The sequence below is a fragment of the Psychrobacter sp. ANT206 genome (assembly GCF_056880555.1).
Genome location: NZ_CP096271.1, coordinates 1,923,783 through 1,946,108 on the forward strand (window position 1 = coordinate 1,923,783; position 22,326 = coordinate 1,946,108).

General features: G+C 41.3%; 20 protein-coding genes. 9 read left to right on the forward strand and 11 right to left on the reverse strand.

Features of this window, described 5'->3' with window-relative positions:
• Positions 1-353: 353 nt before the first annotated feature.
• From M0221_RS08015 to fdx, 8 genes are all read left to right on the forward strand, one after another.
• Entirely contained in the window at positions 354-1,001 is a 648-nt protein-coding gene (locus M0221_RS08015; RefSeq protein ID WP_483283491.1) for a hypothetical protein, read from the forward strand.
• Between the two features lie 382 nt (positions 1,002-1,383).
• Positions 1,384-1,896 carry an Rrf2 family transcriptional regulator gene (locus M0221_RS08020; protein WP_011513981.1) on the forward strand — a complete coding sequence of 171 codons (513 nt, stop codon included), beginning with the start codon at positions 1,384-1,386 and terminating at the stop codon, positions 1,894-1,896.
• Positions 1,893-3,119 (forward strand): IscS subfamily cysteine desulfurase, encoded by a 1,227-nt coding sequence (locus M0221_RS08025; RefSeq protein ID WP_339663607.1) that lies wholly within the window; start codon positions 1,893-1,895, stop codon positions 3,117-3,119. The genes M0221_RS08020 and M0221_RS08025 overlap by 4 nt, the downstream gene beginning before the upstream one ends.
• 207 nt (positions 3,120-3,326) lie before the next feature.
• Positions 3,327-3,713, forward strand: coding sequence for a Fe-S cluster assembly scaffold IscU (gene iscU / locus M0221_RS08030; RefSeq protein WP_011513983.1), 387 nt, complete (start codon positions 3,327-3,329; stop codon positions 3,711-3,713).
• Positions 3,714-3,931: 218 nt separating this feature from the next.
• On the forward strand, positions 3,932-4,252 hold the full coding sequence (gene iscA, locus M0221_RS08035; protein WP_011280745.1) for an iron-sulfur cluster assembly protein IscA: 321 nt from the start codon (positions 3,932-3,934) through the stop codon (positions 4,250-4,252).
• A gap of 60 nt (positions 4,253-4,312) precedes the next feature.
• Positions 4,313-4,894 carry a Fe-S protein assembly co-chaperone HscB gene (hscB, locus tag M0221_RS08040; RefSeq protein ID WP_483283492.1) on the forward strand — a complete coding sequence of 194 codons (582 nt, stop codon included), beginning with the start codon at positions 4,313-4,315 and terminating at the stop codon, positions 4,892-4,894.
• A 252-nt stretch (positions 4,895-5,146) separates the two neighbouring features.
• A complete protein-coding gene (gene hscA, locus M0221_RS08045) occupies positions 5,147-7,024 on the forward strand; it encodes a Fe-S protein assembly chaperone HscA (protein ID WP_483283493.1) in 1,878 nt (625 codons plus the stop codon).
• Between the two features lie 97 nt (positions 7,025-7,121).
• Positions 7,122-7,460, forward strand: a complete 339-nt coding sequence (fdx, locus tag M0221_RS08050; RefSeq protein WP_133104469.1) for an ISC system 2Fe-2S type ferredoxin — start codon at positions 7,122-7,124, stop codon at positions 7,458-7,460.
• 143 nt (positions 7,461-7,603) lie between these two features.
• Here the strand turns inward: fdx and M0221_RS08055 are convergent, their stop codons facing one another.
• The 5 genes from M0221_RS08055 to M0221_RS08075 form a co-directional block, all read right to left on the reverse strand.
• Positions 7,604-9,022 carry an adenylate/guanylate cyclase domain-containing protein gene (locus tag M0221_RS08055; protein WP_483283494.1) on the reverse strand — a complete coding sequence of 473 codons (1,419 nt, stop codon included), beginning with the start codon at positions 9,020-9,022 and terminating at the stop codon, positions 7,604-7,606.
• 353 nt (positions 9,023-9,375) lie between these two features.
• Positions 9,376-9,807 (reverse strand): HIT domain-containing protein, encoded by a 432-nt coding sequence (locus M0221_RS08060; RefSeq protein ID WP_011513989.1) that lies wholly within the window; start codon positions 9,805-9,807, stop codon positions 9,376-9,378.
• A gap of 233 nt (positions 9,808-10,040) precedes the next feature.
• Entirely contained in the window at positions 10,041-13,772 is a 3,732-nt protein-coding gene (gene mfd, locus M0221_RS08065) for a transcription-repair coupling factor (RefSeq protein WP_483283495.1), read from the reverse strand.
• 229 nt (positions 13,773-14,001) lie between these two features.
• Positions 14,002-14,517, reverse strand: coding sequence for a ribonuclease E activity regulator RraA (gene rraA, locus M0221_RS08070; RefSeq protein WP_188018897.1), 516 nt, complete (start codon positions 14,515-14,517; stop codon positions 14,002-14,004).
• 273 nt (positions 14,518-14,790) lie between these two features.
• Positions 14,791-15,492 (reverse strand): NAD-dependent epimerase/dehydratase family protein, encoded by a 702-nt coding sequence (locus M0221_RS08075; protein WP_263242001.1) that lies wholly within the window; start codon positions 15,490-15,492, stop codon positions 14,791-14,793.
• Between the two features lie 528 nt (positions 15,493-16,020).
• On the opposite strand from M0221_RS08075, the gene rpsT reads away from it, so the two are divergent.
• On the forward strand, positions 16,021-16,287 hold the full coding sequence (rpsT, locus tag M0221_RS08080) for a 30S ribosomal protein S20 (protein ID WP_011513993.1): 267 nt from the start codon (positions 16,021-16,023) through the stop codon (positions 16,285-16,287).
• A gap of 128 nt (positions 16,288-16,415) precedes the next feature.
• Here the strand turns inward: rpsT and M0221_RS08085 are convergent, their stop codons facing one another.
• The 6 genes from M0221_RS08085 to rpsA all read right to left on the reverse strand — a co-directional run bounded on the left by M0221_RS08085 (position 16,416) and on the right by rpsA (position 22,017).
• Positions 16,416-17,252: a histidine phosphatase family protein gene (locus M0221_RS08085; RefSeq protein ID WP_011513994.1), complete on the reverse strand. Its 837-nt coding sequence runs from the start codon at positions 17,250-17,252 to the stop codon at positions 16,416-16,418.
• 165 nt (positions 17,253-17,417) lie between these two features.
• Positions 17,418-18,215 carry a metallophosphoesterase gene (locus M0221_RS08090; RefSeq protein ID WP_011513995.1) on the reverse strand — a complete coding sequence of 266 codons (798 nt, stop codon included), beginning with the start codon at positions 18,213-18,215 and terminating at the stop codon, positions 17,418-17,420.
• A gap of 122 nt (positions 18,216-18,337) precedes the next feature.
• Positions 18,338-19,036, reverse strand: a complete 699-nt coding sequence (gene pyrF, locus M0221_RS08095) for an orotidine-5'-phosphate decarboxylase (RefSeq protein ID WP_483283496.1) — start codon at positions 19,034-19,036, stop codon at positions 18,338-18,340.
• Positions 19,037-19,111: 75 nt separating this feature from the next.
• Complete coding sequence (locus tag M0221_RS08100; RefSeq protein ID WP_483283497.1) at positions 19,112-19,540, reverse strand: LapA family protein; 429 nt, start codon at positions 19,538-19,540, stop codon at positions 19,112-19,114.
• Between the two features lie 159 nt (positions 19,541-19,699).
• A complete protein-coding gene (locus tag M0221_RS08105; RefSeq protein ID WP_020443770.1) occupies positions 19,700-20,008 on the reverse strand; it encodes an integration host factor subunit beta in 309 nt (102 codons plus the stop codon).
• 317 nt (positions 20,009-20,325) lie between these two features.
• Positions 20,326-22,017, reverse strand: coding sequence for a 30S ribosomal protein S1 (rpsA, locus tag M0221_RS08110; RefSeq protein ID WP_011513998.1), 1,692 nt, complete (start codon positions 22,015-22,017; stop codon positions 20,326-20,328).
• Positions 22,018-22,326: the final 309 nt, after the last annotated feature.

The window sequence follows — 22,326 nt, forward strand, 5'->3', positions numbered from 1 at the left end:
TTTTACATATTTTTGTGCACTCTACAACGTATTTGACACCCAATGTTACCTAAACCTGCTGCAATATGATGACAAAAACGCTATTTTAGCTTTTAATTTATGTCTTAGCTTTTATTTACTGAACGTCTTATCTAGACGCTGATGTTTATGAACGCCTAGTATAAACTGTGATAGTTAACGCATGAAATAAAAGAATTATTGTCAGGTAATAATTTTGCAACTGACAGAAACCCGCGTTACTTTTTATCATAAAGGCGTTACTATAAGCGCAATGTCATTGCACACTTTGGGTCGATTTTAACCCTTACTTATCTTCTTATGTTTTATTTGAACAATAAAAACGGATTATCTACATGAAGCGTTCTACGTTGTCTCACTCTTTTCTTAATGTCATTTTGGTGTTTATCGAATCGGCGCTGACCCTATTGTTACGTTTAGATCCAGAACTCCGTAAAGCCGCTTATCCACTTGCTAAGCAAGAAACTGTCGTTGCGCTTAGATTATATCTACCACACGTAGAGGTGTTCGCTACTTTTAGTACCAAAGGCGTGTTATTAGATGACAGGCTACCTATTGGTCGCAGTGAACCTGATGTCGTGATCAATGCTTATAGCCTGCAAGTGATTAATGCCATTACCACGCATGATAGTGAAACCACTGAAAAGCTGCAAATGCGTGGTGAAACAGTACAGGTTCAGCTGGTTAAGCAATTTATTATGCAGCTTGGTCTAGGTAGCTTAATTCAAGGCTTAATCAAAAAGATTAAGGGCGGTAAAAGCAAGCCCAAGCCGACCGAAGCGGAAATGGCAGATAAAAAAGAAAGCTATAAGCTACGTATTAAAGAACAGCAAATCGAAATTACCACTTTGACCATCAAAAATCGTGAGCTCGAAATCGCTGTCAAAGAGCTACAAAGCAAACAAAAGACTTTTATCATCACGACAATAATTGCTTCTATCATTGCTTTTGCTGCCATCATTGCACTGTTTGTGATGAACTAATGTTCAAAAAACAACCTGATGTATAGATGATTTTTTAAAAATATCTCTTAAGAGCGTTTGATATGACAGATCGTCTATCAAGCGCTTTTTTCGTTTTATCTTCAATCATTGTTTTTATCAATCATCGTCATTAATATCACTAACCATTCAACCACACTTTAATCTTGACTAAATTACTCGGGATTGAGTATAATTACCTTATCGTTGCACACATCGGGTAAACCATCTGTTGTTTAATAACGATAAGACACACTTAGTCGACAGATGATTTTTCTTATTAGCAGCATAGCTATTTATATGTGACTGGCTATCTCTTAACCATCTGACCGATACTAAGATCGTTGTTAAATAAAATTATCCTTAAAAAGTTTGGAGATAACACATGCGTTTAACTACTCGAGGCAGATATGCCGTGACCGCTTTGCTAGATTTGGCATTACAAACCAGCCAACAAGAAAGCGCGGTGTCTTTATCCGACATTGCCAAGCGACAGTCCATTTCTATATCCTACCTTGAGCAGTTATTCTCAAAACTTCGTAAGCGTGGTTTGGTCACTAGTATTCGCGGCGCAGCAGGTGGCTATTATTTAGCAAAGCCACTTGATCAGATTGATGTGATGAGTATCATCTCTGCTGTCGATGAATCGGTCAATGCCATGCAGTGTGAAGGACGCGGCGACTGCCAAGGTGGTACAATGTGTCTGACCCATGATTTGTGGTGTGCATTATCAAATCATGTAGAGCAGTACTTGAAAAATATAACATTAGCGCAATTATTAAACATGGAGCACGTGCAGTCTGTATCAGATCGGCAGCACAGCGATGCTCTAAAAGATATTTCTATAAAAGACATTAACACTATTACTTTATCGACCAGCGAGGCAAACCCAGCATGAGCCAACATAACACCCTTATATATTTAGATTATGCCGCCACGACGCCAGTTGCTAAGTCAGTCGCTGCCAAGATGAGCGAATATCTGACGGTAGATGGCATCTTTGGTAACCCAGCATCACGCTCGCATGGCTACGGCTGGCAAGCAGAAGAAGCGGTAGAAACGGCTCGTCAGCAAGTTGCTGAGGTCATCAATGCTGATCCTCGCGAAATCGTCTTTACCTCTGGTGCGACAGAATCTGATAACTTAGCCATCAAAGGTGCTGCTCATTTTTATCAGTCTCGTGGTAAGCATATTATTACCAGTAAAATTGAGCATAAAGCGGTATTAGATACCTGCCGTGAGCTTGAGCAAGAAGGTTTTGAGATTACGTATCTTGAGCCGCAGCCAAGCACTGGCATGATTTCACCAGAGCAAGTAAAAGCTGCCTTACGTGAAGATACTATCTTAGTGTCTCTCATGATGGTGAATAATGAGCTTGGTACGGTGACTGATGTTGCAGCGATTGGTGAAATCACGCGCGAAGCGGGTGTTGTTTTTCACGTTGATGGCGCACAGTCTGTTGGTAAAGTACTTATCAACCTTGCAGAGATGAAAATTGACCTAATGAGTTTCTCAGGTCATAAAGCTTATGGTCCTAAAGGTATTGGTGCCCTATTCGTTAGTCGCAAGCCGCGTATTCGCCTAAAAGCCGAGCAGCATGGCGGTGGTCATGAGCGCGGTATGCGTTCAGGTACTTTGCCGACTCACCAAATCGTAGGTCTTGGCGCAGCATTTGAGTTAGCTAACCAGCGCTATCAAGAAGACCATGCCCATGCGGCAAAATTACGCCAAAAACTGTGGGATGGTCTACAAGATATTGAAGAGATCTACCTAAACGGTGATTTAGAAAACAGCGTACCTAATATTGTAAATATCAGCTTTAACTTTGTTGAAGGCGAATCACTGATGATGTCGCTAAAAGACTTAGCTGTCTCATCAGGTTCAGCTTGTACGTCAGCGACTCTTGAGCCATCTTATGTCTTGCGCGCTATTGGTCGCCCAGACGAGTTGGCACATAGCTCAATTAGATTTAGCTTTGGTCGTTATACTACTGAAGAAGACATTGATACGGTTATCACCCAGATGCATCAAGCTGTTGATAAATTACGTGCGCTATCGCCACTTTGGGATATGTATCAAGAAGGCGTTGATTTAGACTCAGTAGAATGGTCTGAGCACTGATACTACATTTAAGCTTTATAATTTTAAAAATAATGGCAACAGCGATATTTTTATTTACTTTTTCTACTAAACATAAAAATATCGCCATAGCTAATGAATCAGACAATTATACATTAAGTGTTTGACCCCAATTATCGATGAGCCAGTAACCCATTAACAAAGACAGTCATTAAATGACAGCTCATCATCTAACCAGGAGAAAACCCCATGGCCTATAGTGACCAAGTTATTGATCATTACGAAAATCCACGCAACGTTGGCAATCTTGATAAAAATGCCAAAAACGTCGGCACTGGTATGGTCGGCGCACCAGCCTGTGGTGATGTCATGCGTTTACAAATCCAAGTCGATGATAACGGTATTATCGAAGATGCACGCTTCAAAACTTACGGTTGTGGTTCAGCCATTGCGTCAAGCTCGCTCGTTACTGAGTGGCTAAAAGGCAAAAGCTTGGATCAAGCTGGTGAAATTAAGAACAGTCATATTGCTGAAGAATTGGCATTGCCACCAGTAAAAGTGCATTGCTCAGTCCTTGCAGAAGATGCTATTAAAGCGGCTATTAGCGACTATAAAGGCAAGCATGTTCCTGCTTGAGCCCAGTCGTCGTTAAAATGACCAGCTATATTAAGTCGTGTATAAGCTGTTTAATATATATTGTTTAGCAACTTGTTCTCTGTATGAAAGCGCAAGCTGCCAAAAAGCGGCTAACGCCAAGGAGGTGACAATGACGCTTATGTAATTGTCACCTTTTATTTATTTCGTTATTTATTTTGAATTTTTATCCCTATTATTGATAGTCAATGGGAGTTGGCATGATTGAAATGACAGAACGCGCCGCTCAACATGTGCGTGAGTTTTTGGACAATCGCGGTAAAGGCGAAGGCATACGCGTGGGTATTCGCACGGCAGGATGTTCAGGCTTGGCTTATGTTTTAGAGTTCGTCGATATTCCTGACGAGAATGACACCCGTTATGAGAGCCTTGGTGTTAGTATTTTTATTGACCCTAAAAGCTTGGTATATCTCGATGGTCTATTAATGGATTATGAAAAAGAAGGTCTCAATGAAGGCTTTAAATTCAGTAATCCTAACCAGAAAGGCGAATGTGGCTGCGGTGAGTCTTTTACGGTGTAACCGTTTTTACTATACAAAATAGAAGTCCTTAAAATAATAAATATAATAAAGGCAGACGATATGACAGACAACGTATTAGAACCACAGTTTGATAATTTTTTTGCCTTATTTGAGCAACCCGTACAGTTTGAGGTTGTACAAGACAATTTGGATCAGCGTTTACGTTTTTTGCAAAAACGCTATCATCCTGACAATGTAGCAAAAGATATAGCCAATATCGCAAAAGCACAGCAGCAATCTGAGCAAGCATCAGCGCTTATTAATCAGGGCTATCAAACTCTGAGTTCGCCTGATAGTCGAGCCAGCTACTTGTTAGATATGGCAGGTCAAGCGCAAAGTCTAGAGCATTCCATCGCAGATCTGGACTTCTTAGAAGACGCTATGGAAATGCGCATGGATTTAGATGACGCTATTGATGCTCAAGACATAGCAACGCTAAAGCAGTTACATCCACAGATTACAGAACGTCTAGCAAAGCAGTCAGCAAGCTTTAAAAACGCTTATGAGACTCAAGACTGGCAAACCGCTATCGATTCTACCCAAAAGCTGAAATTTCTGGTGAAGTTAAATGCTGACGTCGTGACAGCCATTGATGGAATTTCGGCAGCTACACATTTAGATGATGATGATTTATATGTGTAATTAATGCGCTTATTAGTAGCGTTATTATTGAATATAATAATAACGGCTCAATTTATAATACGTTTCAGAAGTTTTAAAAAGCGACGGTTAAAGTAAGACCAATTATCTCGTATAATCTTGACTCTAAAAGCCTTTAATGGCTAGTTTCTATATTCAAACATTTATAGCAAAACTATTTTATGTTGTACTGACGGTAGTCGATTTATTGTCTTTGTATCATTTCACTTATTCATTTTATCTTTGAGTTATCTTATGTCCTTAATGCAAATTGCTGAACCCAATCAAAGCACCCGACCTCACGAGCATCGTTTTGGCCTAGGCATTGACCTTGGTACCACACGCTCATTGGTCGCCGTGGTACGCTCAGGCAAGGCCCAAGTTTTGCAAGCAAGCACAGCGACAGATACCTTGTTGCCTTCTGTGGTGTATTATCCAAGTGAAGGTAGCCCATTGGTTGGTTCGGATGCCCTCGCCCACGTAGTAGATGATCCAAAAAATACCATTATTTCAGCCAAGCGCTTTATGGGTCGTAGCCAAGCTGATATCAAATTCTCTCATCCTTATGAGCTAAGCGGTGGCAAAGATGAAATGCCAGCTTTTGTCACTGCGCAAGGAGCCGTATCTCCTGTTGAAGTGTCAGCGCGTATCTTAGCAGCGCTAGAACAGCGTGCTGCTCACGCATTGCCCGAGGATAGCATTCAAGGTGCGGTCATTACCGTGCCTGCCTATTTTGATGAAGCACAGCGTCAAGCTACTAAAGACGCCGCTCAAGCAGCTGGTATCAAGGTACTGCGTCTGTTGAACGAACCTACTGCGGCTGCGGTTGCTTATGGACTCGACCAAGCAACTGAAGCAGGTATCGAGAAACATTACCTTATCTATGATTTGGGCGGCGGTACGTTTGATGTGTCGATTTTAAAGCTAAACGATGGCGTTTTTGAGGTGCTAGCGACAGGTGGTAATAGTGCACTTGGTGGTGATGATATCGATCGCTTATTGACCAATTGGCTGATCAAGCAGTTAAATATCGATCCTAAAGACGTCAGCCTGCATGACAAGTCGATCCTTGCTCAGCAAGCCAAAGCCTATAAGCAAGCGTTGACGGATGCTGAGCAAGTTGAGATTGATATCATCGTGAATGAGCAATCCTTTAAGAGTATCCTACGTCGTGAAGATTTATTAGTCATTGCAGACCCAGTGAGTCGCCGCACCTTGAGCGTTTGCGAACAAGTATTACGTGATGCCAAACTTTCAACATCTGACTTAGATGAAGTTATTTTAGTTGGCGGCTCGACCCGCATGCCTGCTGTTAAACAAATGGTTACTGATTTTTTTGCAAAGCAGCCCCTTTGTCGATTAAATCCAGATGAAGTCGTTGCTTTAGGTGCTGCACAAACTGCGCATCAATTGGTCAACGGTGATAGTGATAATAATTTATTGTTGTTAGATATCACTCCGCTATCGCTTGGTCTTGAAACCATGGGCGGTTTGGTTGAAGTGCTTATCCCGCGTAATACCCCTATTCCAGTTAAGAAACGCCAAATATTTACCACTTATCAAGATGGCCAGACTGGCATGGTGATTCATGTGGTACAAGGTGAGCGCGAGACTGTCGATAACTGCCGCTCACTGGGACGCTTTGAGCTATACGGTATTCCGCCTATGAAAGCGGGATTTGCGCGAATCGAAGTGACTTTTAGCATTGATGCTAATGGGCAACTGACAGTGAGTGCACAAGAAACCACTACCAAGACCGAAAGTAAAATTGAGATTGTGCCCTCTTATGGCTTGTCTGATGAACAAAAAGAACAGTTACTCATTGCAGGATTTAAATACGCTGAAGAAGACAAAAACGCGCGCTCATTGATTGAAACCAAGGTTGAATCAGAACGTGAGATACTGGCACTGCAATCGGCATTGAAAGATTTTGACGCTTTACTTTCAGAAGATGCTAAGCAGTCTTTGGCACACACTATGCAAGACTTGCAAGCTGCGCTTGATACCAATGACTTAACCCTTATTGATGCAAAAAAGCTGGCGCTTAAACCGCATAGCGACGCCTTTGCTGCTCTTATCATGAATCAAAGCGTCAAGACCAGTATGGCAGGTACCAGCGCCAAAGACTGGTAAAAGAAATGCTTTACCATATTACTGACGTGTCGAATTAAGCATATTTTTATATTTTTAGATGTTATTTTAAATGGATTAGCACCGGATAGACTACCTTATGCCAAAAATCACTGTACTACCCCATCATGAAATTTGCCCTAAAGGCATCGAAGTTGAATTAGCAGCAGGCGAAAACTTATGTAAAGCCTTACTAGAAAAAGGCATCAAGATTGAACATGCTTGCGAGATGTCAAAAGCTTGTACAACTTGCCATGTCGTCGTACGTAAAGGTTTTAATAGTTTGGATGAGATGGATGATATCGAAGCCGACTTACTTGATCGTGCTTGGGGGCTGGAGCCTGATTCACGCTTATCCTGCCAAGTGATGCTTGAGGATGACGATTTAGTCATTGAGATTCCTAAATACACTTTGAACCATGCCAAAGAAAATCACTAATTATTGATGATTTTATACTCATAAAAAAGCCAACTATGTCTTATAGCTGGCTTTTTCCTATTCCAATATCTAATACTTTAAGTAATCACAATCTATCCATGAGCAAAGAAAATTATTTACTATCATTATAGTATTGCTATAAATTATTTATGCTTCCCTTCTTTTTTGCTGGCTGCGTCAATTTTAATAGCGGCAGATTTTTCTTCTTGCTCAATACGTGCAAGTGCAAGATTAAGACGACTTCTAATATCTTGATAATCGTTATCTTGCATGTCTCTAAAGTTCAAATGCAGATTAAAACCTGGAAGCGTGTGGTCTACCCATTTCGATAACTTGCCTTTATTTTCATCTGGATCCAATACTTTCCAAGCACTTACTTTATCATCAAAACCTTTTAGCGGGAAAGCACCTGCGTATTCGCAGTCAAAATCATGAGCGATATAGTCGTGAGTGCTCTCGCTAATGTATATTTCGCCCTTACCAGCGACAGCTTCAAGCCTTGAAGCCAGATTGGCCTCTTTGCCAATCAGCGTATAGCTCAGACGATTATTACTACCAAAGTTACCAACATGACAGTAGCCTGTGCTAATGCCTACGCGTATATATAATCCCTCAAAGCCCATCAGTCGCCATTTTTGCCTCAATGTGCGCATTTCACGGCGCATATCTATTGCCATAGCTACGCAATCTAAGGCATCTTGACGCGGACCGCTGCTATTTGGCTCTCCAAAAAAACATACCATGCCATCACCAATAAACTTATCTAATACTGCCCCATGTTTATTGGCGATCAAAGTCATACAATGCATATAAGTGTTTAAAATATCAGCCAAATTATCCGCACTTAAGCTATCAGACAGCTCAGTGAAACCAACGATATCTGAAAACATAATCGTCAGTTTAGCGCGTTTATTAGCAACAGTAACTGGACCGTCCGCTTTGACAATAGGCTCCCATACTTGCGGTGGTACGAAACGTGTCAACTTATTGATTACCGACACCATCGTACTTAAGCGCCCAACCACTTGCTCAGCCCGTGCCTCATAATGGATATACTCATAATATATATGGCGAAAGTGACAAAGCATTACCATCATCGTTGCTAGCAAGATGATAGGCGTTATCCAAGTGGTGTGACAATCTATCTCGGCACTACTCAAAATGACACTAACGTAGTAAAAAATAATGATGGTAACGATGGATACAGAAACCAGCTTTAGATGATTCTCAGGGCTGCTAATAATAATACGCAATCCGATCAACGACGCTAAACTTAATGAGATAATAGGACAAAGCTGAATGGAACCAATAACAGAAGACAATAAAATAATAACTATATTAGACGTCCAAAAGCTTTTCTGACGACGAAAGTTATAAACTAAAATCATGAGGCTAGGTAAGCAGACGACAATTAAAAGTGCCATCGAAGTTGGACTGAAGTCAAAATGGATAGCGAGCAGTATCACGCTGAGTATGAGAACAAAGATTTCAGGATAATCAAATCGACAGACATCTGTACCCTGTATAGATTTTTTTGGGCTAAAGGTGTCCAAAAGTGCCATGAGAGCTATTCGCTTAAATCAGTAAAATCATTGGAAGTACTCATAAAGATAGTATAGATAATGTACCTTATCCTTATAAAAAATATTTATGCTTATAAATAATATAAGAGAAATTAAACAGTTAACTTGCATATTATACGTTTTAATTTTATTAACAGCTATGTCATTGAGTCCTCAAAGTATACCGTTTATCATTTATTTTGTTACCAAAGCCAATGAAATCATCATCTCAAGACCTTTGTACTAAACATAAATATCAATTTCGAGCTAATGGCAAAAAAGCCAGATAATATATCTGACTTCTTTTAACTGACATGTACCAAGCAATGTTAAAACTATCAATAAGTCGTTAATTACATCTGCCAATCAAACGGCATTTGATGATGACCGCGCAGTGCCATCATCAAAGTCTGTTGCATTTGCGCCAATACTTCTTTGCTATAAGGCACGGCAGGAACGCCCCATACCGGATTTGGCCATTGCATATCGTTTTGATAGCGGACAATATGATGAAAATGAAGCTGTGGTACTTGATTACCGAGCGCTGCCACATTCATTTTATCTGCCTGAAAAGTTTTAGCGAGCTGACTTGATAACCAGCTTGATTCACGCAAAAACTGCGTTTGGTCTGCCTCAGACAATTCATACAATTCTTTGATGCCTGATACTCGTGGCACCAATATCAACCATGGAAACTGGCAATCATTGATTAAGCGACAGGTTGATAGTGGAAAATCACCCACTAAAAAACTATCGGCAGCAAGTTTATGATGAAGTTGGAACATAATGGCGGTTCTCTTGTTATGAAACTCAAGTAAAAGAATAAGAAAGAAAGATTAGGCTTAACATTTAAAACAGATATTTAAGGTAAAAATACAGTGACGCTATTTTATCAGTTATCCAATCGATAAAATAGCGTCATGATTTATTGTCTAAATGTCCTACTTTTAAATCTCTTAGCCTACAAGGTAAAGGTTAAACAGCTATTTTCCATGGTATATAGTGATGATTGAATATCCTAAACCTGCTCTACTACCATATGCTTGCTAAAATAGCTTAGTAACTCTTGAATCACCGTGACACGCTGCTGCAGTGTTGCCAATTTATCAGCATCCTGATAGCGAATGCCAGAAGCACCATTCATACGATAGCGCTGCCCATTTGCTTGAATTAACTTAATAATCGCCAAAGCATCGACCGGGGTATCGGGTGCAAACTCTAATGTCATGCTATTACTATTGGCATCAATTTTATTAATTTTCAAAGGCTCGGCTTGTATGCGTAGACCATGAACCGCAAATAACTGCTTGGTCTGGTCTGGCAAAACACCAAAACGATCAATCATTTCAGTTCGAATATCAGTCAGTGCCTCTTTATCATCGGCATTGCCAATACGTTTATAAAATAACAAACGCTGATGCACATCATGCAGATACTCTTCTGGTATCAGTGCCGAGCTATGCAGATTGATTTCGCTGGTTAGTGATAATGGTGTACTTAAATCAGGCTCTTTACCGGCTTTAATCGCCTTCGTTGCTCGCTCCAGCATATCCATATATAGACTGAAACCAATTGCCTGCATATTACCACTTTGTTGCTTACCAAGTATTTCCCCAGCACCGCGAATCTCTAAATCTTCACTTGCCAGCATAAAGCCTGCACCTAATGTGTTAGCGCGCTCAATAGCATGCAATCGGCGCTTGGCATCTCCTTTAAGCCCCTTAATAGACGGTACAAGTAAGTAACAATACGCTTGATGATGACTACGACCCACGCGACCACGCAGCTGATGTAATTGAGCCAAACCAAACTTATCCGCGCGCTCTATAATAATGGTATTAGCATTCGGTACATCAATACCGGTTTCGATAATGGTCGAACAAATTAGCACATTGAATTTTTTATGATAATACTGCTGCATGACTTGTTCTAGTTGACGCTCTTGCATTTGCCCATGAGCGACCCCTACTCGCGCTTCAGGCACCAGTTCACGTATGGTCTCTGCCATGCGCTCAATACTGGCCACATCGTTATGCAATAGATAAACCTGACCACCCCGCAACAGCTCACGCAAGATAGCCTCTTTCATCAAAGCGTCGGTCTTCTGCATGACAAAGGTCTTAATCGCAAGACGACGGGCTGGTGGCGTGGCAATAATCGACATATCACGCATACCCGAGAGCGCCATATTGAGCGTTCTCGGGATGGGCGTCGCTGTCATCGACATACTATCAACATCAGTCTGAATCGCCTTAATACGCTCTTTATGGCGCACCCCAAAGCGATGTTCTTCGTCAACAATCATTAGACCTAGATTAGAGAACTTTACATCGGGCTGTAATAACTTATGCGTACCAATGACGATATCAACCTTGCCTGCCGCAAGGTCTGTTAGCACAGTGTCTTGATGTTTTTTACCGCCAAAACGCGAAAGCGTTTCAATACGTACTGGCCAATCAGCAAAACGATTGCGGAAATTGTCTTCATGCTGACCGGCTAGCAAGGTAGTCGGCACCAGCACCGCTACTTGATAACCAGCACTGACCGCGATGAATGCCGCGCGCATGGCTACTTCCGTTTTACCAAAACCTACATCACCACAGATAAGACGATCCATGGGCTGATTCTGCTTCATATCTTCCATGACTGCATGAATAGCACTGGCTTGATCCGGCGTTTCTTCAAAGGCAAACTGACTAGCAAACAGCTCGTATTGCGAGATATCTATTTTAAAATGAATACCGACCTTTGCCTCACGCCGTGCTTGTATATTAAGCAACTCAGCTGCGACATCATGGATTTGCTCGAGCGCTTTCTGTTTAGCTTTATCCCATTTTCCACTACCAATCTTGTGCAATGGTGCAAGCGCTGGGTCGCCGCCGCTATAGCGATTAATCATTTGCAGATTGGCAACCGGCACGTAAATACTGGCATCATCAGCGTATTTTAGGTGAATAAATTCTTGCTCACCATCTCCGACATCTAAGGTTATTAAACCATTATAACGTCCAATGCCATGCTCAATATGGACGACTGGACTGCCATCAGTTATTTCAGTCACGCTTTTAACCAAGAATTCTTCTGATACACCGCTCTGGCGACGACGGCGCGTTTGCAGCACTTGCCGACCAAATAATTGTGTCTCACTAATCAACACCAAGCGCTCAGGAACATAGACGCCACGTTCAATAGGTGCAACCGTTAGACCAATCTGTGGCAACTTTTTATTATTAAGCCCCGTTGTTTTATCGGCAGCTAAAAATGCCTCAAAGCTGTCATAAGCCTTGATCTCAATCTTACCTTTAAACAGCTCGATGAGAATCTCACGGCGACCCGCTGTTTCAGCGACAATCAATACTGGTGTTGCTGTTTGCGCTTGTAGCTCTAAAAACGCTAGCAGCTCAGTAAGTGGCTCTGCTTTTTGATGATTGACTGCCAACTGTGGCGGCTCTTGCGCACTTAAGGTCACCAAGCCTTGTTGCTTATTCTGAACAAAATCTAACTGTGGTTGCTCAGATAACTGTAATGGACTCTCCAATACTGGCTCGTCAATCGCAGATGCATCATTCATTGTCGACAGTTCATTACGTGCACTGAGTATCACCCGTGGATAATGATTGAGATGCTCGTTAAGAGTATTTGACAATAAATACAGCAACTCAGGGGCGACAATAGGTTTATCAATATCATGACGGCGCTCTTCATAGCGGCGCTGGATTTGCGACCAATAATCCGCTTGTTTCTCGTTAATTAGCTCATCAGTGATGAATAGCGTATCGCTTGGCAGATAAGCAAATAAACTACTCTCTACCGTCCAGTCTTTTAAATCAAAAAACAGTGGCTGATAATATTCCAGCCCGCTACTCGCAATGCCTGCCATCACATCTTTATGTAATTCGAATTTACGGCTATTGCTATTGGGGAACATGGCAGCAAAATTGGTGCGAAAGGTTTCACGCCCTTCATCAAGTGGAAACTCTTTTGCGGGTAGGATCTGAAACTGTTTAATAGGCTTTGAGATATCTGGCAGTTTATGCAGTAGCGACAATGACTCTTTGCCCATACTATTATCGTTGCCACTCATCATGACTTTTAGGTCATCGACAGTTAATGTCCGTTGGGTCTGCGGATTAAAAAAGCGAATGGTTTCAATTTCATCGTCGAATAAATCTAGACGTAGCGGGAATGGCTGACCCATGGCAAAGATATCAATGATACTACCACGTACCGCAAATTCCCCCGGCTCAAAGACATTATCTACCGCTCGATAACCTGCTTTTGCGAGCAGAGAACGCTGAGTATTGATATCAAATTGATCGCCAACACTTAAATCAAAATGCTGTCCAATTAACCAGCTTGGCGGTGCGACGCGGTGCATTAATGCCTGCACAGATATCAATAGCACGCCTGACGTTGGCATATCGGTTAATAAATTGATACGCTCGCTGACAATATCTTGATGCGGTGACAACTCATCATAGGTCAGCGTCTCCCAATCAGGAAATACATGAGCATCCACACCGCAAAACGCCAGTTCTGTCTCTATTTGATTCAGCTGATTTTGGTCACGCGTCACTACGACTTTTAGACGCTCGGCAACATTCCATATAGGTGCTTGTACTAAACTTGCCAGCCATAAGCTGCTGACTGCACCGTGCACAGGTGCAAGCCAGCGACGCTGGGCATTTTGGATAGGGAATAATTGCTGGTTAATCGGGGCAAAGGCGTCAGTCAAAGCAGTGATAGGCATAAAGGGTAAGATCAAGGTTAAGAGTCAGAAAGCTATTATACGAATATTTGCGCAATTACCAAAATTTATGCCGTAACGGTTTGTCACATAGCATTATTATAGAAAACACCAAGAGCCAAACACTTTATAAAATAAAGATTTATGGCTAAGAATAGGGCTGATAAACGGAAAGACCTTAGCTTGCGAGCCAAGGTCTTTATAGGGAATTCTTCAAAAACAGACTTTGTCTTTAAATTAATGGCTTGTCACTAGCGATAATGCCGTTATTGTCTGCGTAGACAAACATACCAGAATTTAGCGTTAAATCACCAAAGCTGATTTCAAGATCGGTCTGACCTTCATCGCGGCGATTTGATTTACGCGGGATACAACCAAGCGCCATGACCCCGATGTCCATTGCTGCCATATCATCGACATCACGGACACAGCCATACACCACAACCCCTGCCCAGCCATTATCAATAGCCGACTGTGCAATCATATCGCCTAACAGCGCACAACGCATCGAACCACCGCCATCAACGACCAACACCTTGCCATTACCGTCTTTGTCTTTACCATCACTGTTAAGCAACGATTTGACGCGACTATTATCTTCAAAACATTTGACGGTCACAATCTCACCGCAGAATTTGTCTTTGCCGCCAAAACTATAAAACGATTTACCTTCGATATTAGGCAGGCATACCTGTGATTCAGGATTGGCATCTAATAAATCACAAGTTACAAAGTTTTCTTTGGTCATTGTTGCTGATTCTGGCATGGTGAGACTCCTTGTCTGTTATGGTTAAATTATTTTGACTTATTAAACTTAAACATTACTTAGGCTATTTACTATAGTATAGTTTATCCTAGATAAAACCGATACATCATGTTTTGACGCGGCACTAGTATAAATTTTTCTAGCTTGCTGTGCCTGCGCAGACAGAGGCTGCAAAAAATTCATTCTAGTCCCGCTGTATCGTTTTTATACTGAGTTTACTATAGTAATAAATGTAAAAGTTATCTGATTAATAGCTTAATGTTTTACGCGGGTCATCGCAAGCATCTGTTTATTTTCGATAATATCAGTGGTTTTAATCGCGGGTTCGCTGCGGTATTTACTGCGATGATAGATATCATGGGCGCTCATCGCCATGGCACTAGCGACACGCTTAGCTGAAATAGGATGTAAAGATAATGACTCGGACACCAATGGCGAGATAAGCTGAAAGGCTTTTTGTCCCAGACTTTCAAGCGGACGACCCTTATGTTTACCAAGTAGTAACGACGGACGGAAAATAACCAATTGGGCAAACCCTAATGCCATTATGGACTCTTCCGTTTCAGCCTTTACGCGATTATATAAAAAGCGACTGTTGATGTCCGCATTCATCGAGGACAATAAAAAGAAGTTTTCAACGCCTTTCTCTTGGCAAAGTTTGGCGAAACCAACATTATAATCATGGTCAATCTTGCGAAAAACTTCATCACTACCCGCTTGTTTTTTGGTGGTGCCCAAGCAACTAAAAGCATCCGTTTTTCGATCAGCGCCAATGCTTGCAAAGATTTCGGCTAAGTTGTCAAAATCATTCACCTGATAAAAACGCATGCTCGCATTGATGTAGCGAGGCGGACGCCGTGCAATCACAATCAATGTGTCATAAATCTCACTCAGCTGCTTTACAAGATGTTGCCCGACCAATCCCGTTGCACCTATTACCATTGCTTTTCGCTGCATATCCTATCCATTTATAGAGTGTTGGAATACTTATGATCGTCAAAAATGTGACTCTTTAAAGCCCGTCGGTGACGCTGACCACTGTAGTATCATACCTAAATTAATCAACCATCGAGGCTATTATGCATGATTTATTGTAAGAGATTTTATCAGTAAACAGTTTCACTCAGCTCATACGCTCGTTTAGACTCAAATACTCACTCAATATTATGATAAATACCTTTATAAATACCTATTAAAGGCATAAAATCCCGCTCATCCATGTAATGCCGTAACTTCTTTAAGCATTAATCATCAAACTTATTGTCCTAAGGGCGATAATTTGCTAAGATAACCGGCTTTACACGTCAACGCTGTTTAATTATTCCAAACAGTTTTGGCGCTTGCGATGATTTATTACTATCAGATACTTTAATAGTAGGCATCGACATCATGTTCGGCGAGACGGCTGCTCGTTATCGATGATGGTTAAACCCTTTATTGCAATCCACATTCATAATTTTATCTGTCTTTATCAAGGAGATTCGCGTGGCTAATACTGCACAAGCTCGTAAACGCGCCCGTCAAAACACCAAACGTCGTCAGAACTCTGCGTCACAACGCTCTATGGTTCGTACTTATTTGAAACGTGTTGACGCGGCTATCGCTGCTAAAGATTATGACGCGGCTACCGAAGCTTACAAAAAAGCGGTACCGGTTCTTGATCGTATGGCTGACAAAGGTATTCTTCATAAGAATAAAGCTGCTCGTCGTAAGAGCCGCCTAAACAAAACCATCAAAGGCTTATTAGCTTAAGATTGGTTGCGTTTAGACCGTATGATGCTTCGATAACATCATAACTAAAACCTTGTCACTGGTTCTAATACTGGGGCAAGGTTTTTTTATGCCTGCTCAAAAGTAATTAATAATTTCGTAAATAGCGCTTATGTCCATTTTACTTCTGGTGGCAATAATAGTTTATTTGGATGAAAGCCAGCAGTACGGTAGGCTTCAAGCAAAGTGTGTATTGGACGTACATAAACTTCACCGCGCCAGACAAAATATGCACTTGCCTGCTCGAATGGCTTGTCATCAAACCATAAAAATACCCCTTCCATCATTTTTGGCCAATCGTTCCAATCAATCTCAACAACATCAAACATCACTGCTAAGAATGCAGATAACAAAGTGTCATGGCTGACAGCGAGCATTAGATGCCCGTGTTGCGGCTGATTTTGATAAAAAAGCGATAGAATATCGAGACCGCCCTGATAAGCGTTTTTAGTGCCTTCAAGATTGCCTTGCAAGAATCGATTGATAAAATTGAGAACACCAATCTCTTTAAAGATGGGATTTGCAATATCAGGTTCGGTCACTAAGCTACCAGGCTCAACCAACAATGACTGGTGCGCGATATCACGCCTTAGTCCTGCCCCTTCTTGCATCAGCTGCGCCGTATCAAGACAGCGACCAATCGGGCTTGAGATGCTATCAACATCGAGCGAATACGGCAGATGTCCTGCCAACCAACGACCCCAAGATTTTGCCAATACACGACCTTTGGGTGTCAATGGCAGCTGATAACTGGCAAAGCCATTACCATCAGAGCGCTCACGCAGGGAATGTCTGGTAAATAAAATCAGGCGCTTATCTTCAGGCAACAACCTTACCGACGACATCATACTATCAGGAAGATGTGAGGGCGCTGGTGCACTTGGAGTATGACTCGCAAGCTTCTCAGCGGATAGGCTCGATGTGGTGTTATTAGGAAGTTTACTCATCACACAAGCCTATCAGATTTTTCGACAGGAATGAACCAAATATAATTCCAATCGCAATATAATCTAAAGCAAATATATTGAGAGCAGACCCGTTAATTTTATGAGAACTGAAACGCTATGACATGGTGAAATCAAAAAATAAAGACTCATAATTATTACGTTTGACTAACCGATATCAATTACTCTATCCCATGTAAACGATAATGCCGTACTACTAACCTCATTTGGATAAGCACGCGGATTAACGATGACGCGCGTCTTATGGATGTGGTAATCAAATGCCTCATGCGTATGCCCATGCACCCATAGTGCTGGTGCCCACTCTTCATACATCCAGCTTGATAAATCACTGATAAATGCGGCATTACTTGGTAGCTCAGCATACTTCTCAGAGACAGATAATGGACTAATACTATGATGACTCATCACCACGGTTTTTTTGCCCAGTGCTTTTGCCGTTATCAATGCTTGTTTAAGCCATTGACGCTGCTTAGCATGAATCTGTATCGACATTTCAGGTGAAAACAGCTCGCTGCCGGCATAGATCTGTTTGTAGTCACGCATAAAGCGCATTGCCACTGCCCTAGTCTCTTCATTGGCTTGATATTGATAATCTGTCCAAAGCGTACAACCTAAAATGCGCACCTCTCCGATATCAATATGCTGACACTGCAAAAATCGTACGCCCTGCTTTGATTCACTATCATAATTGTCCCAAGTCGCCAGCTTTTTATCAAAATGCAGCACGTCTTCATTAAAGTACTCATGATTACCAGCGATAGTGATTAGAGGGACTTGTAAGCGCGCTGCTTGCTCTTGTAGCCATGGCATACCAATATCGCTATTTGCTGTATCTCCCGCCACCAGTATGATGTCTGCGTCGGTTTTGGGAATATGCCCTATCGGATGGGATTGACGTATATAACTGTCAATATGTAAGTCACTCAAAATCTGTAATTTCATAGCAGCCTATATCATTAAATAAACATAAATAGTTTAGCACCTTTTCATCTAGGTACAAAAAGTAAAAAGACAGCGGATTAGGCTGTCTTTTTACTTTTTGACTGAAGTATCTGATTGAAAAATTAGAGACTTTGGAGTATTAACTGTAATTTCGCTGCAGGATCTACTGCTTGAGTAATTGAGCGCCCTATCACCAAATAATCAGAGCCATCAAGTAATGCCTGTTTTGGCGTACAAATACGCTTTTGATCATCAGCATTATCATCTAGCAGACGGATACCAGGCGTAATCAGTTTAAAGTCCTGACCACATAATGCCTTTAATGCCTTTGCTTCTTGTGCTGAGCATACTACACCATCAAGACATGCTTGCTTGGTTAATTGTGCTAAGCGGCTCACTTGTGCCTCTAAGCCGTCGGTGATGCCCGTTTGTATGAGTGCTTCATTGTCCATAGATGTTAAGACAGTCACTGCAATCAGTAGCGTGTCAAAATCATTGTCTAGCAAGCGCTGTTTTGCCAATGACATCGCATCGTAGCCAGCACTTGCATGGACGTTGACCATCCATATACCAAGCTCAGCGGCAGCCAATACTGCTTGTGCAGTGGTATTGGGAATATCATGAAATTTAAGGTCTAAAAAAACCTCAAATTGGCGCTGATGCAATGCTCTGACTATCTCAGGACCACAGCGGGTATACAGCTCTTTACCTACTTTCAATCGGCATAATGCCGGATCTAATTGGTCAGCTAATGCAAGAGAGGCATCCTTTGTCATATTATCTAATGCAACGATGACAGGAGAATTAATTGCGTTGTTCATTGTTATGCTTCTTTATATCAGGTTTATCAAATTATTATATTTATAATCAGCAGTGAAAATGCATATTACAAATTATTAGTAATCGCGTTTTTGCTTGGTCAAACTTGACCCATCATGCACATTGGCGTTGGGATGAGCACTGGGTATTGTCGTATCCTGTACATTGACCGCTGTTGCACCATAAACAGCTTCTTCTACAGTAGGCGCATTCGCTTGACGATCAATCACCATATTGGCTTGGGTTATCTGCTCTTGCAAATTGGTATTTGCCTTTTGTAGACGCAATATTTCCCACTTATTTTGCAAAACACGGAAAATTAGTAGTGCTAACAAGATACCTATAACGATACCAAGTATGAGGCAAAGTATCATTAGCAAGCCTAAATTCATCGTTGGTGCTTGCGAAAACAAAAGATTGACGCCAACTTCAGTATTGTTTGCCAATACCAAACCTAGCGAGTAAGCGAAGCTCAAAAATAGCAGCACTAATAATAAAATACGCATCAGACGTCTCCTTAAGTTTTTAATAGAACAGATAAATGGATAAAAACTAAGCCATACTGATTGAGATTACTACGTCATAAAAGGGTTAGTATAAATAAGAAAAATCGGCTCATACTTTAGTAGTAGATCGGTAGAATATCTTATATTACTTCAACTGGCTTATTGGCCGCCTGCTACTTTTTCGTTTACAGCTTCACGTAATGCCTTGCCTGGCTTAAAATGCGGAATTGCTTTTGCAGGTACTGGTACGCTTTCACCCGTTTTAGGATTGCGACCCATACGAGCACGGCGATGATGAAGACAAAAACTGCCAAACCCACGAACTTCTACTCGACCATCATTGGAGAGCGTATGAGTCATCAAGTTTAATATCTCGCGTACGGCGTCATCGACAACGGTATCTGTCATCGTGTCACAATTTGCACTCAGATTACTAATAAATTCGGACTTATTGATTGTTTGCTGCATTATCATACTTGCCTTGTTCATTGATAGATAAGATGATGGAAATAACTAAAATGATCACCAAAGATATTATAAAATATTAGCTGACAACCACGCGATTGTTGACTAAATATCTGTTCATTTATAATGACTTGGATCTGATTTTACATCTCGTTACTCGATGTTGTAAATGATAGCGGATATTGAAGGAAATTGGAAACAAGAGTTCCTCTATCAAGGAAAAAACTGTATCAATTATCGTTAATACTAAAATTTAGCCATAAAAAAAAGCGACCGGAGTCGCTTTCTTTTATAAGATCATAACATTAGCGGTAAATAGCTTACTGCATTTGTTCTTTGATCAAGTCACCAATCGTTTTTGGTTGTGCATCAGAACCAGCAGCAGTACTAGTCGTAGTTGTGCTACTTAACTCTTTAATCGCTTGACGCTCTTCAGCTTCGTCTTTCGCTTTGATAGACAGGCTGATATTACGTGTTTTACGATCAACACTGATGATTTTCGCTTCTACATCATCACCAACAGTTAGATGCTTAGTCGCATCTTCAACGCGGTCACGTTGAATCTCAGAAGCACGTAGATACGCTTCAACTTCATCAGCAAGTTCGATAGTAGCGCCTTTAGCGTCTACTTCTTTTACTTTACCATTAACGATAGCACCGCGGTCATTGTTGACTAGGTATTCGTTAAATGGATCTGACGTTAATTGCTTCACGCCTAGGCTGATACGATTGGCTTCTGAATCTACAGACAATACCATTGCTTCAACGGTGTCGCCTTTGTTGTAGTTACGGATAGCATCTTCGCCAGTTTCATTCCAAGAAATGTCTGACAAGTGAACTAGACCATCAATACCGCCATCTAGACCGATAAAGATACCGAAGTCAGTGATTGATTTGATCGTACCAGTGATTTTATCACCGCGCTCATGTTTCTTATCAAACTCATCCCATGGATTGGCTAGAGTTTGCTTGATACCTAAGCTGATACGACGACGTTCTTCGTCGATATCAAGGATCATTACTTCAACTTCATCACCCACTTGAACAACTTTCGACGGATGGATGTTTTTGTTGGTATGATCCATCTCTGATACGTGTACTAGACCTTCAATACCTTCAGAGATTTCAGCGAAACAACCATAATCAGTTAGGTTGGTTACGCGAGCTTTAACCACACTACCCACTGGGTATGTGCCGCCAACGTTATCCCAAGGATCAGTACCTAGTTGTTTTAGACCTAGGCTGACGCGATTGCGCTCACGGTCAAATTTAAGTACTTTAACTTTAAGATCTTGACCAACTTCAACAACCTCAGATGGGTGCTTAATACGGCGCCATGCCATATCAGTGATGTGCAATAGACCATCAATACCACCAAGATCAACGAATGCACCATAATCAGTTAGGTTCTTAACGATACCTTCAATCTCGATACCTTCTTCAAGCTTGTTCAATAGCTCTTCGCGCTCAGCTGAGTTTTCAGCTTCCATAACGGCACGGCGACTAACGACAACGTTGTTACGTTTTTGATCAAGTTTGATAACTTTAAATTCTAACTCTTTACCTTCTAGATGCGTCGTATCACGGATAGGACGTACATCTACCAATGAACCTGGCAAGAAAGCGCGTACTGAACCGATATCTACAGTAAAGCCGCCTTTTACTTTGCTAGAAATAATACCTTTTACAATCTCATCATTGTCAGAGATTTTTTCAAGGAAATTCCAAGTTTCAACGCGTTTGGCTTTTTCACGTGACAGTAAGGTTTGACCCATACCGTTATCAACCGCTTCAACCACTACGTCTACTGTATCGCCAACTTCAACTTCAAGTTCGCCTTCTTCGCTTAAAAACTCTTCACGAGCGACGATACCTTCAGATTTTAGACCCGTATCAACAGTGATCCAGTCGTTATCGATGGCGACAACAGTACCGGTGATAACCGAGCCACGCTCGATATCCAGACCTGTTTCTTCGATGCTCGCTTCAAATAGTTCAGCAAATGATTCCATTATGTCTACCTTTGTATAGCCGTATCCTGTCCAGCACAGTACGGATCAAATTTATGACTGTATAAAACGAGAATACTGGTTTTATATCCTATGCAGTCATATATAAAAACGTTTGTTGCTAATAAGCGAATGCGTCAGCAAACTCACTAGCAACAACTGTCTTATATTAAAATGCGTTATATTTTTTAAATTATGACCTTTAAACAGTAGATTCCATTATTTTCTAAAGATTATTGGCGTCTACTACTGTAATTTTATACTAAAATCAATCCTATAGGAAACCTTTTCATACTTACTACCTTGTTATTA